The organism is Chrysiogenes arsenatis DSM 11915 (genome assembly GCF_000469585.1).
Taxonomy (GTDB): domain Bacteria; phylum Chrysiogenota; class Chrysiogenetes; order Chrysiogenales; family Chrysiogenaceae; genus Chrysiogenes; species Chrysiogenes arsenatis.
Genome location: NZ_AWNK01000006.1, coordinates 45,627 through 57,626 on the forward strand (window position 1 = coordinate 45,627; position 12,000 = coordinate 57,626).

A 12,000-nucleotide genomic window follows, 5' to 3' on the forward strand; every position below is an offset into this window, starting at 1 on the left:
CTTTGCTTAAATCTCAATACCGATAACTTTTCCCAGCTTCTCTTTGAGCGTCTCCGGCGTAAAAGGTTTGACGATATAATTATTTACACCAGAACGGAGTGCTTCGAGGATGTCCTCTTTGGCCGCTTCTGTTGTGATCATCAAAATAGGTAAATGTTTGTACTCTTCACTGGCACGGATCGCCTTGACAAACTGGAGCCCATCCATCTCAGGCATGTTCCAGTCGGTGATCACCAGGTCGACCTTATTTTCTCCGAGTGCCGCTAACCCACTGACACCATTGTCTGCTTCAATGACGTTTTTGAAGCCAAGCCGAAGCAGTGTGTTCTTAATAATGCGGCGCATCGTCGATGAGTCATCGACCGTTATGATGCGCATATCTTTTTTATCCATTTTGACTCCTCCCACAAGCAGGGTATATCAAAAAATCTTTACAACAATGTGACGAAGCATAATGAAAAAACCGATAGAATGCAATCAATCAAGCGTATCAGCCGAGTTTGCGTTCAATAAAAAGCCCTTGTGTTTCGAGCTGAGAATCGGTTGGGCGATTCATCTCTTTAATTGTGATCGCTTGTGAATGATTTGTGTCCAGGTCCACTGCGGCGACCGAGACAATGCCATTCGCATCAATACTAAAAGTCACTTCAATGCGTGGTTCGCCTCTGGGCGCTTGCCGCACACCAGAAAGCTGAAACTTCCCGAGCGAAATATTGGCTGATGCGCGATCGCTTTCCCCTTGCAGAATATGCACCTCTACAACACGCTGGTTATCTGAAATGGTGGTAAATGTTTTAAAGTCGGAACAAGGGATAGAGGTGTTTCTCTTTATAATCGGGATAAACCGATTTCCTTCCGTCTCAATACCGAGCGTCATCGGCGTAATGTCCACGAGGATGAGATCTTTGATCTCTCCCGCTAAAATCCCCGCTTGGATAGCTGCGCCAGTGGCAACACACTCCACGGGATTGACACTTTTTGAAACGGGTTTCCCCATAAATTGCTCTATCGCCTGCTGCACAGCAGGGATTCTCGTCGAGCCACCCACAAGAAGTACGCGATCAATCTGCTCTGGCATAAGCCCTGCATCCTCTAACGCCTGCTTGGCCGGAGCAATCAGTTTCTCGAGCAGAGGAGCCACAAGCTTCTCAAAAACCTCTCGATTGATGGTAATATCAAGGTGCTTTGGCCCGGTATTATCTGCTGTAATAAAGGGAATACTAATGCTGATTTCCGATGCCTCGGAAAGCATGATCTTGGCTTTTTCCGCATCTTCGCGAAGTTTTTGTAACGCCATCCGGTCTTTTGTCAGGTCGATGTTATTTTTGCGCTGAAAATCTTTGGCAATATATTCGATCAACACCGAATCAAAGTCATCGCCACCCAAGTGATTATTCCCAGATGTTGCTTTCACTTCAACCACGCCATCGCACACTTCTAAGATCGAAATATCGTACGTGCCGCCACCCAAATCAAAGACAGCAATAAGTTCGCTCCCTTCCGAGCGAATGCCATACGACAATGCTGCCGCCGTTGGCTCATTGATAATGCGCAACACATTGAGCCCCGACAGCTTTCCCGCATCCTTGACCGCTTGACGCTGCGCGTCGCTGAAATAGGCGGGTACGGTAATCACGGCATGCTCTACTGTTTCACCAAGATACTTTTCCGCGTCTTGTTTCAAACGGCGCATAATCATGGCGGCTATCATCTGTGAAGAGTACGAAACACCGTCCAGTCGAGCACGAAAATCGGCGCCCATATGGCGTTTAATAGAAAGAAAGGTCCGTTCACTATTAATGACCGCTTGGTTCTTTGCCGTGCGACCAATCAGCACATCTCCATTTTTCTGGAATGCCACGGCGCTGGGAGTCAAAGTATCCCCAGAGCTGTTTGGTATCACAACGGGTTTCCCATTATCTATCGTCGAAATAACCGAATTGGTTGTTCCAAAGTCTATGCCGATGATTCGAGCCATAGTTTATCAGCCTCGCAACGTGTTCAGTCGCTCTTTTTTACTTAATATCTCATTGATCCGCAACCCGAAGTTCGCATCAATAACCACCACCTCGCCACGAGCAATGACTTTATTATTGACAACAAGCTCCACCGGATCGCTGGCCTTTTTATCCAGCTCGACGATTGACCCAGAGCCGAGCTTCAAAAGATCCTTCATGTAAATTTGCGTAGAACCAATGCGGATGATAACCGAAAGGTCAACATCCAAAAGCATTTCGATATTCCGAAGCTGATCTTTATCCAAATGGGTAGTCGCAGCATGTCCGCCATCTCCACCACTCGCCGCTGGAGACACGGAATCGCCACCGCCAGTCAGCGAAGAAAAGTCGTCGCCACCAAAATCGAACATATCATCCGTCATACCAAAATCATCACCACCATTCCCCACTCCTCGACCAAAAAGCGACTCGAAGCTCGCCGCTACCGTTGCGGGAATGAAAATCCAGAAATTGGAATCAACTTTATCAGGTATCGTGGCACTAAATTGCAGGCAGGCAAACGTGTCATCGCCTAAGGCTGACTGTAAGCCGCTCACATCCATTGGCGAAGCCGTGGTCGCACCAAAGCGAATTTTTTTCCCACTCAGCTTGCTGCTGAGCGGAACAGAACAACTGGCAATAGAGTTATTGACCAGATCATTAAAAGCATCGACATCTTCTGGTTCGAGCGTCTCTTTCGATTCGCCCGCACCCATCATCATCATGTCGACAAGTACCGAAGCGGACGAGACCGGTGCCGCAAAAAAGATAACACCATCTATCCCCTCATCAAGCGGGATAGTCACAAGGACTACTGCTTCGCCAGTATCGATACTATCGCCCGGCTTGGTTGTGTTATCAACAAGGTCGCAGCTAAAACTATCGTTGACGCTTGTTCCCACTGAAGCGCTAAAGTTATCACGGATAACTCCTACAAGCTCATCGAGCGGATAGTTTGTATCGCTATCGCTATCTCCAACCATATTCAGCATAGCGTTGATTTCTTCTTGGCTTAATCCTTCTGGTGTCATGGGATATCTTCTTTCATCACCTTACGTTTAATACGGAAGGCCTTATTGTTATCGATAATACCGATTTCGCCGTAGAATTTATTCGAATCGCCAACCTTAAAGAGCATCAGGTCGCGTACCTTTGTCGGGAGCATGATAACATCGCCAGGCTCAACCGAAAGGACATCGCGCAGACTCATGCGGGTTTCGCCAATATCAGCATGCACGGTCAGGCGAGTTTTGGAAACAATGTCCTTAATCTGCGATTCATTCCCCGTCGACGCCATCTTTTTCGCGCCGATCAGCCAATCTTGCGAATCGATTTTTGGCATAATCGGCTCCAGCACAATAGCTGGAATACAAATATTCATCATCCCGCTGACTTCGCCAACTTTGATTTCAAAAACAAGCAGGATAACGACTTCGTTTTGGCTGACAATCTGGATAACGTGCGGGCTCGTTTCGCGCAACTCAATTTTGAGACGGAGGTTAATGATCGGCGACCATACCTCTTCAAGCTCTCGGAGTGCGATGGACAAAACACCATCAATAACATTCTGCTCAATATCGGTGATTTCGCGAACTTCTTCGATTGGCTCGCCTTGTCCGCCTAAGAGCTTGTCAATGATTGGAAAAACTAATGATGGGTTCACTTCGAGTACCGAGTTTCCATCAAGCGGAAGCATGCTGACAATGTTAAAACTCGTTGGATTGGGCAAGCTCATTAAGAATTCGCCATACGTCATCTGGTCGACGCTAATCAGGTTGATATCGGTAATTGAACGGAGGTATCCGGAAAGACTGGAAGAAAAATTCCGCGCAAATTTATCGTGCAAGTTTTTAATTGACCGCATCTGATCTTTGCTGACGCGGTCAGGACGCTTAAAGTCATACAGGCTGATTTTTTTTCTGGTGTTGCCAATACTCTCTACCGCCGCCTCGGGTTCTTCCTCGTCGGTAACGGATGAAAGCAGAGCATCGATTTCTTCTTGCGAAAGAATATCAGCCATGACCTAAACCTCTTTTATACGTATGCCATCACCCGATCAGCCAACTGACCGAGTTCCGCCACTTCGCTGGCGGCGTTCGCTTCCACTACTGCACGTGGCATGCCATAGACGACACAACTCTCGGCACTTTGCGCCAACACCGTGCCCCCCTGATCGTGAAGCACCTTCATCGCCTTTGCGCCATCGCTTCCCATGCCCGTCATAATGACACCAAGCACCGATTTGCCGTATTCGCGAATCGCACTTGCCACCATAACATCAACGCTGGGGCGATGGAGTGAGTCAACAGGCTCGTCAGAAAGGACAATCCCTCCATTGCGCACCGTCATATGCTTGCCGCCTGGAGCCAAGAAGGCAACCCCTGGGGCAAGGCGTTCACCATGAATAGCTTCGCGAACTTCAATCTGACACAGCGAGTTGAGTCGCTTGGCCAGTGGCCCAGTGAATGCTGGCGGCATGTGCTGCACAATTAACATTGGCACCGATAGTGACGCAGGAATTTTTGTAAGCAGTGCCTGTAGCGCTGGTGGACCACCCGTTGACGTACCAACTGCGATCACGCGCACCGCCGCAGCACCACGCGCTGCAGGCGCTACTGGAGCGTATTGACGAACCGGCTGCGGCTCAGGCACGGCGTCGTGTCCAGCCACACCGGAACGTCCGCGCTGCATCATTTCTCGTTTTTTGGCAATCTGTGAGCTTTGCAGTGCAGGGCGATAATTGGCAACAAAGCTTTTTCGCCCAGATACCGCCTTAATTTTACGGATCAATTCCTGCTCAATTTTGACAATGTCGGTATTCACGAAACTGGTTTGTTTGGCAATAAAATCCACCGCTCCAAGATCCAGCGCCCTGAGGGTCATTTCTGCCCCTTCAGTCGTGTGCGAACTGACCATAATGACCGGAAGCGGGTATTGCTCCATGATAATTTCGAGCGCACTCAACCCATCCATGGCGGGCATTTCGATGTCAAGCGTCATGACATCGGGTTGAAGCTCTTTTACTTTTTCAATCGCATCGCGCCCATCGCGTGCTGTCCCGACAACCTTCAGGTTTGGGTCGCGCTCTATCATGCTCGATATCATCTTGCGCATGAAAGCCGAATCATCGACTACGAGTATTCGTACCTGTTCCAATGGCGCTCCTTTATTCTGCTTGCAGGGTTCGTTGGTCGATAACGTGTCAAATTTATACCAGTTGTTCCAGTGATTTTTTCAGGCGAAACAACGCTTTTGAGTGGATTTGCGAGACTCGCGATTCAGTAATATCCAGCACAAGGCCGATTTCCTTCATCGTAAGATCTTCATAGTAATAGAGCGCAATAACCTGCTGCTCTTTTTCTGACAAGCTACCGATCCGTTTTTGGATAAAATCACGGATTTGCTTATCTTCAACCTGAGTCGCGGGGGATTCATGTTCATCATCAGCCAGCATATCACCAAAGGTACCCGACTCAGTGCCGTCCTTATCGTAGACATCCTCGTCAAGACTCAGCATCGTGTACCCCGATGCCTGCGCAATAAAGAGCGGCAGCTCTTCTTCAGTAATACCTAGCTCGCTAGCAAGCTTGCTATCTTCGATGTCGCGTCCCTCAACAGTACCCAGTTTGGCATAAGCACGCTCAAGCGCTTTATTTTTCTGGCGCAAACCGCGCGGTAGCCAGTCAAGCTTACGAAGTTCATCAAGAATTTTCCCGCGAATACGCGATTCAGCGTACGTTTTAAACATGACTCCTCGTGTCGTGTCGTATTTGTCTATGGCGTCGATAAGGCCAAGCGCACCAATACTGATCAGGTCGTCAAGTTCGATTGATGGCGGCAAACCCAAATGAATTTTCGTTGCAATATAACGAATCAGCGGGGCATATTCGGTTATGATCGAGTTCCGCACCTTCGGATCTTTTTTTAGATTTTCACTCGGGCAAAGTTCTTCGAAACTTCTCATGCAATCCCCCGTTGATGCAAAGTGTTCCTGATTTATTGTACAGCGAAACCGTCATTAAGAGCGAACCGTGCGAGCCGATAGCTACTATATACCTGCACTTGCCAGGTTCAAGCAACCTATCCCTCTTTTATTTCTTTTTCTTTTTCAGATTCGTAATCTATATCAAGCGCCTCTTCTTCCAAAACTTGATCTTCAGTTTGCGGAGGGCGAAAGTCAACCCGTGCGGCAATCGGCGTCTTGAGTGCTTCTTTTTTATATATTGACCCCTGAAGGGTGCGATAGTCCAGGTAAAGTTCACGGTAGATAAAGCCAATTAAATAGCCAAGTGCAAGGAGAATGCCGAATGACACGCCAGCTACTTGGAGATAGAATAACGGACTTTCCGAAAACATCATACTGATGCCAGCAATCAGAAAAGATCCTATCATAGCCAGAGCGATGGCAATACGCCACGGGTCGATATTTTTCCGATTCATCGGCGTCCGCCGATAAGCTTTTTCATGAAAGAAGAAAAGTTTGAGGGTGATGTTTCGATGACATCGGACGATGCTTCTCCCAACAGCGACTTGACAACCTGGGCATAGCACTTACTCGCTGGCGAAGCCGGAAACGCCTCTGAGACAAGTTTTTGCTTTCGCACGCATTTGAGGAGCGTTTCATCCTGAATGATATATCCCAAGAAAGGGACTTCACATTTTAAAAACCGTTTCAGCATCATAGACATCTTCATGTGAACCTGCTGCGCATCAGCAGGATTTTGCGCCATGTTCACCAATAACTTTAAGTGAGTTTTTTCATATTTGACCATCATCAGCTTGAGCATGGCGTAGGCATCGGTAAAAGCCGTAGGTTCGGGCGTCGTGATAACCAGAATTTCGTCAGCAGCAACCAGAAAATTCGTCACAACGCCAGATATTCCCGCCCCCGTGTCGATCAACATGATATCAAAATCCTCCAACTCTTCCGCTTGTTGCAAAAGAGAGGTGAATTGCGATTCTTCTAAGCGGGTAAGTTCTTCAAGACCACTGCCAGCCGGAATAATCTGCATGCCGCCTGGGCCAGCGACTAACGTATCGCGCAATTGGCATCGCCCCGCCAACACATCCCCGATGTTATATGAAGGGGTAATACCAAGCAATATATCCATGTTGGCCAGCCCTAAATCGGCATCAAATACCAGCACTTTTTGACCAGCCTTGCAAAGCCACCACGCAAGATTGGCAACCGTATTCGTTTTCCCCACGCCACCCTTGCCGCTGGTAACCGCAATCACTCGCCCACGGCGAAGTGATTCTTTTTTGCGTGCCTGTGCCATACGCCGCAATGAAGCCGCTTGATCGGTAGGTTGACTCATGACTCACCTCCGGCACCAAATAAAATATCGTAGAACGTTGTCGCCTCTGCCGGCATGAGGTCATTGGGAACATCCTGCCCATTCGTGAAATATGAGACGGGGAGCCCTTTTTTCGCCAATGCGCTGAATATCGAACCGCACGAAGCGGTTTCGTCCAGCTTCGTCACAATCACGCGGTTAATTTCAATCGCCTGAAAACGGTCGATGATATCGGTCAGGTTCGCCAAGTTGGTCGTGGCACTCAATACCAGATGCACCTCAACCTTGACGCGATCTTCGCGCAGAAACCGAACTAAATCCTCTATCTGCCGCGTATCATTATGCGAACGGCCTGCCGTATCGACCAGCACAAGATCGCGATCGAAATTTTTCCGCAACGCCAGCATCAAAGAGTCGTTTTGATTGACAACTTCCACGGGGGCATTAATGATATTTGCATAGGTTTTTAGCTGCTCTATGGCCGCAATACGGTAGGTATCAAGCGTAACTAATCCTACCGTAACCCCTTTGTTAAGAAGGTAGTCGGCGGCCAGTTTGGCGATGGTCGTTGTTTTGCCCACGCCAGTTGGCCCCACCAGCGCAACTACTTTTTGATTGACGCCATCGACCTCTATCGGCCCTGCCATAGGCACCAGTTTTTTGACTAACTGCCGCACATGTCGCCAGACCGTCTCTTGATCGCTATTGGCACCGAGTTTAGCCCGCAATGCGTCGACCATTTTGCGCGAAATATAGCGATCAAGTCCAATCGCAGTGAATTTATCGTAAAGTTCGGCGTACAACTGTTCCGAATACGACGGAGAAACTGAATATTTTTCCGATGCAATCTGCCGCAAAGTTTTCCGAAGCTGAGTGATCTGCTCCTGCTGTTGGCGCAATTCGCGTGACGCAAGGCTTTCGTCGCGCAAAAGCTCTTTGATTTCCTTGATCTCCTGCATCATGCGGCTTAGTTCGCCTGCCGATGCCTCCTGGGCAGTCGTAATCGCCGATGGTCGCGAAGATACAGCAGCACCCCTTGCAGAAGCACCCGCGGTGGGCGTTGTGTTTTGAGCCGCTTCCTTAAAGGCGTCTAGCAAACGCTGCACATCAAGGTCTTCGTGACCTTCGGTGGAAGAGGCTACCATTTTCCCTTTGGGAGAATACGTGGACGGCGGCGCAGACGCCGCGCTGGAAGATTTTTTTTCCCGACTCGTAAAAGGTTCAGGCTTGTTGGTCGCCGTGCTGGCATCGATGGCCGCCGTAACCTCTATGAGTGGGCGCGAAAAAATCCCGAAACTCCCTGGCTTGGTAATTTTTTTCGTCGAAAGAATCACCGCATCAGGACCAAGATCTTTTTTGATCCGTTCCATGGCTTCTTGCATATCAAAAACTTCATAGCGTTTTACTTGCATCTATCACCCTTTCCGATCTTCCAGACCAATAGTCCCCAGCGATTCGATATTGACGTTTTCCGCTATTTCGCTGTGAGCGATAACGGAAACCTTGGGCGCATAGCGCACAATCAGCCGTCGCAACGCGGAACGAACTGCCGGCGAAACCATCAGCACAGGCGGAACCTGCTGCTCGATAAGCTTATCTGCCGTTTGGATCAGGTTGACGAGGAACATTTGCGCTTTATGAGGGTCTATTACAATAACACGACCCTGCTCACTTTTCTGTATTGCCTCAGCCATCATCTGTTCCAGACGAGGGTCGATCGTCAAGACGCGCATGACATTATTTTCATCGGTATAGAGCTTAGATACCTGACGCGACAACCGACCGCGAACATAGTCGGTCAAGATATCAGGATCCTTCGTGGCCGTCGCATAATCGCCAAGCGCTTCAAGAATAGTAAGCAGGTTCCGTATAGAGATCCGTTCGTCTAAAAGATTTTGTAAAACCCGTTGTACTACACCCAAAGGGAGGAGTCCCGGAACGAGATCAGTCACCACGCTGGGATGCGTCTTCTTGATGTTATCTAACAGGTGTTGCGTTTCCTGTTTCCCCAGTATTTCGCTGGCGTGTTGCTTAATGATCTCCCCGATGTGAGTAGCAATCACCGTTCCAGCATCGACCACCGTATAGCCAAACATCTGCGCTTCATCATAATGCTCAGCATCGACCCACACTGCTGGAAGGCCGAACGCCGGTTCAATAGTAGGAGTCCCTGGAATCGTAATTTCGCCACCACCAGGATTCATGGCTAAGGATTGGCCTGGATAGACATCCCCTTGGCCTATTTCAATGCCGTCAAGCTTAAAAACATAATCATTTGGCCGTAGCTGAAGATTGTCGCGAATACGGATTGGTGGAACGATAAACCCAAGGTCGATGGCCGTTTGCTTGCGCAGTGATTTGATCCGATCAAGCAAGTCACCACCTTGTGCGGAATCGATGAGCGGAATAACGCCATAACCGACTTCGAGCTCTAGTGCATCCATTTGCAGCAGCTCTTCGACCTCTTCTTCGGCAGTTTTCTTCGCTTCTTCTTCCGCTACAGGAGCATCTTTTTGTTTTTGCGACTTCCCGACGGCACTCAGGTTACCATCTTCATCTCGGGCACCAACTTTCCCGATACTGACCATATACGCCAGAAAGCCAATCAGTGCGGCCAGAATCAAGAAAGGCAATGTCGGCATCCCCGGCACAACCCCGAATAAGAAAATAATAACTGCCGCAACCCACAGTGCTTTGGGGTTGATAACGATCTGCTGCACAATATCTTCGCCAAGGTTCGACTCACTCGCGGCGCGCGTCACCACCATACCGACGGCGGTGGAGACAATCAGTGCCGGAATCTGTCCGACCAGTCCATCGCCAACCGTAAGGATTGTGTAGACCTCAGCCGCGTCGCTAAAGGACATACCGCCTTGCGCCATACCGATAATCAAACCACCCACAATATTGACGACAGTAATAATAATCCCTGCCACGGCGTCGCCCTTGACAAACTTTGACGCACCGTCCATAGCTCCATAAAAATCAGCTTCACGGCGTATCCGATCGCGGCGGGATTTTGCTTCCATTTCGTCGATCATTCCAGCATTCAGATCCGCGTCGATTGCCATCTGTTTTCCCGGCATCGCATCCAAGGTGAAACGAGCAGCGACTTCCGCCACGCGCCCCGAACCGTTTGTGATAACCTTAAAGTTAATAATAACGAGAATAAGAAAGACAATAATACCAACAACGTAATTCCCGCCTACGACAAATTCGCCAAAAGCCTGAATAACCTCACCCGCCGCCCCTTCGCCATTGGCACCATTCAGCAGAATTGTTCGCGTGGTTGCAACGTTCAAGGCGAGTCGAAAGAGAGTGATGATCAACAGCACTGACGGGAAGATTGAAAACTCTAAAGGCTCAGTGATATAAAGAGATATAAGAATAATTAGCACGGAAGCAGCGATACTGACTGTCAGCAGGATATCAAGCAAAAATGTGGGTACAGGCAACACCATGATGGCAATAATCGACATAATCCCGAACGCGGCAAAAACATCAGGGCTTGCCGTGAATTTAAGCAGTTTCATCGCGCTCGTGCGTGGGGATCCAGTTGCCAAAACTCACCATCCAGAGTAAGGAATTATCTCTTCTTAGCAACGGATAACTATACGTTACATCTTCCCTTTTTGTCTATAAATCTCGCCGAGTATTTCCGCAACCGCCTGATAGAGTTCGTGCGAAATCTCATCACCCACCTCAAGTGAGTCGTAAAGCTGGCGAGCCAACATCGGATCCTGAAAGATGGGAACGTTATTTTCGATCGCAATATCACGGATTCTTTTGGCAATCAACTCCTGCCCTTTAGCGACAATATACGGCGCGCTCTTTTCCGTGGTATCGTATTTGAGCGCGATAGCCAGAAAAATCGGGTTAGTAATAACGACGTCGGATTTCGGCACATCCTGCATCATCCGCTTCATCACCATTTCACGCTGCATGGCACGAATCTTCTGTTTTACCTCAGGATTCCCCTCTTGCTGCTTATGCTCTTCTTTTACCTCCTGCTTCGTCATCTTTAACTGCTCGTTATGTTGATATTTTTGATATACAAAATCGATCATACTCACAATGAACATGATAATAATAATGATGATCCATACTTTAAAGACAATCCACGCCATAACTTCCAGTGTTTGCATAGGAGTAGCGTTCAATAAGCCGGGAATAACATCAATTTCGGCTTTGGCCACGTAATACGCAACAGGCCCAAGAACGAACACCTTCAGGAGTGTTTTGATCAACTCCACAAGATTTTTCATGGAGAATTTCTGCATGATCCCTTTGATGGGATTGAGCTTATCAAATTTTGGAGCAAAGGCCTTCGAACTCCATAAAAGCCCTATTTGCGCCAAGTTGACTCCAAGCGCGACAAGAGTGATCACTAAAAACAACGGCCATAAAATACGCGCCATCTCTTTGAGTGCTTGCACAAGGAAAGGGACAATCTCATTGATCGTTGGAAAGGGAGTTTCAGAAAAGTTCAAACGAGCGGTCATCATATCGGTAAAGCCCGCCAGCATGTAACCACCAAACATATAGAGCGCAACGATCCCCGCCAGCAATACCGCCGTATCACTCAGATCCTTGCTTTTGGCAACATTCCCCTCTTCGCGAGCTTTCTGCAGCTTTTTCGGGGTAGGCTCTTCGGTTTTTTCTCCATCCGACTCTGGCGGCATATTGCACCCTTCTCAATTAGCGGC

At 48.6% G+C, this 12,000-nt stretch carries 11 protein-coding genes; all 11 read right to left on the minus strand.

Annotated features, from left to right (window positions below; translation table 11 throughout):
- Window positions 1–6 precede the first annotated feature (6 nt).
- Window positions 7–393, minus strand: a complete 387-nt coding sequence (locus tag P304_RS0104195) for a chemotaxis response regulator CheY (RefSeq protein ID WP_034764135.1) — start codon at window positions 391–393, stop codon at window positions 7–9.
- Between the two features lie 97 nt (window positions 394–490).
- A complete protein-coding gene (gene dnaK / locus P304_RS13955) occupies window positions 491–1,978 on the minus strand; it encodes a molecular chaperone DnaK (protein ID WP_051321394.1) in 1,488 nt (495 codons plus the stop codon).
- A gap of 6 nt (window positions 1,979–1,984) precedes the next feature.
- Window positions 1,985–3,028, minus strand: coding sequence for a flagellar motor switch protein FliN (fliN, locus tag P304_RS0104205; RefSeq protein ID WP_027389524.1), 1,044 nt, complete (start codon window positions 3,026–3,028; stop codon window positions 1,985–1,987).
- Window positions 3,025–4,017 carry a flagellar motor switch protein FliM gene (fliM, locus tag P304_RS13960; RefSeq protein ID WP_034764137.1) on the minus strand — a complete coding sequence of 331 codons (993 nt, stop codon included), beginning with the start codon at window positions 4,015–4,017 and terminating at the stop codon, window positions 3,025–3,027. Before fliM ends, fliN begins: the two co-directional genes overlap by 4 nt.
- Before the next feature lie 14 nt (window positions 4,018–4,031).
- Entirely contained in the window at window positions 4,032–5,153 is a 1,122-nt protein-coding gene (locus P304_RS0104215; RefSeq protein WP_027389525.1) for a protein-glutamate methylesterase/protein-glutamine glutaminase, read from the minus strand.
- Between the two features lie 52 nt (window positions 5,154–5,205).
- Window positions 5,206–5,961 (minus strand): FliA/WhiG family RNA polymerase sigma factor, encoded by a 756-nt coding sequence (locus P304_RS0104220; protein WP_027389526.1) that lies wholly within the window; start codon window positions 5,959–5,961, stop codon window positions 5,206–5,208.
- Window positions 5,962–6,077: 116 nt separating this feature from the next.
- Window positions 6,078–6,437, minus strand: coding sequence for a hypothetical protein (locus P304_RS0104225; protein WP_027389527.1), 360 nt, complete (start codon window positions 6,435–6,437; stop codon window positions 6,078–6,080).
- Window positions 6,434–7,315 carry a MinD/ParA family protein gene (locus P304_RS0104230; RefSeq protein ID WP_027389528.1) on the minus strand — a complete coding sequence of 294 codons (882 nt, stop codon included), beginning with the start codon at window positions 7,313–7,315 and terminating at the stop codon, window positions 6,434–6,436. Before P304_RS0104230 ends, P304_RS0104225 begins: the two co-directional genes overlap by 4 nt.
- A complete protein-coding gene (gene flhF, locus P304_RS0104235) occupies window positions 7,312–8,706 on the minus strand; it encodes a flagellar biosynthesis GTPase FlhF (RefSeq protein WP_027389529.1) in 1,395 nt (464 codons plus the stop codon). The genes P304_RS0104230 and flhF overlap by 4 nt, the downstream gene beginning before the upstream one ends.
- Before the next feature lie 3 nt (window positions 8,707–8,709).
- Window positions 8,710–10,827 carry a flagellar biosynthesis protein FlhA gene (gene flhA, locus P304_RS0104240; RefSeq protein WP_034764139.1) on the minus strand — a complete coding sequence of 706 codons (2,118 nt, stop codon included), beginning with the start codon at window positions 10,825–10,827 and terminating at the stop codon, window positions 8,710–8,712.
- Window positions 10,828–10,911: 84 nt separating this feature from the next.
- Complete coding sequence (gene flhB, locus P304_RS0104245) at window positions 10,912–11,976, minus strand: flagellar biosynthesis protein FlhB (RefSeq protein ID WP_027389531.1); 1,065 nt, start codon at window positions 11,974–11,976, stop codon at window positions 10,912–10,914.
- Window positions 11,977–12,000: the final 24 nt, after the last annotated feature.

Excerpts from the sequence above, each read along its gene's own strand:
- flhF (WP_027389529.1), bottom strand. The coding sequence starts at position 8,706 with ATGCAAGTAAAACGCTATGAAGTTTTTGATATGCAAGAAGCCATGGAA.
- flhA (WP_034764139.1), bottom strand. The coding sequence starts at position 10,827 with ATGAAACTGCTTAAATTCACGGCAAGCCCTGATGTTTTTGCCGCGTTC.
- P304_RS0104230 (WP_027389528.1), bottom strand. The coding sequence starts at position 7,315 with ATGAGTCAACCTACCGATCAAGCGGCTTCATTGCGGCGTATGGCACAG.
- P304_RS0104220 (WP_027389526.1), bottom strand. The coding sequence starts at position 5,961 with ATGAGAAGTTTCGAAGAACTTTGCCCGAGTGAAAATCTAAAAAAAGAT.
- P304_RS0104225 (WP_027389527.1), bottom strand. The coding sequence starts at position 6,437 with ATGAATCGGAAAAATATCGACCCGTGGCGTATTGCCATCGCTCTGGCT.
- P304_RS0104195 (WP_034764135.1), bottom strand. The coding sequence starts at position 393 with ATGGATAAAAAAGATATGCGCATCATAACGGTCGATGACTCATCGACG.
- flhB (WP_027389531.1), bottom strand. The coding sequence starts at position 11,976 with ATGCCGCCAGAGTCGGATGGAGAAAAAACCGAAGAGCCTACCCCGAAA.
- fliN (WP_027389524.1), bottom strand. The coding sequence starts at position 3,028 with ATGACACCAGAAGGATTAAGCCAAGAAGAAATCAACGCTATGCTGAAT.
- fliM (WP_034764137.1), bottom strand. The coding sequence starts at position 4,017 with ATGGCTGATATTCTTTCGCAAGAAGAAATCGATGCTCTGCTTTCATCC.
- dnaK (WP_051321394.1), bottom strand. The coding sequence starts at position 1,978 with ATGGCTCGAATCATCGGCATAGACTTTGGAACAACCAATTCGGTTATT.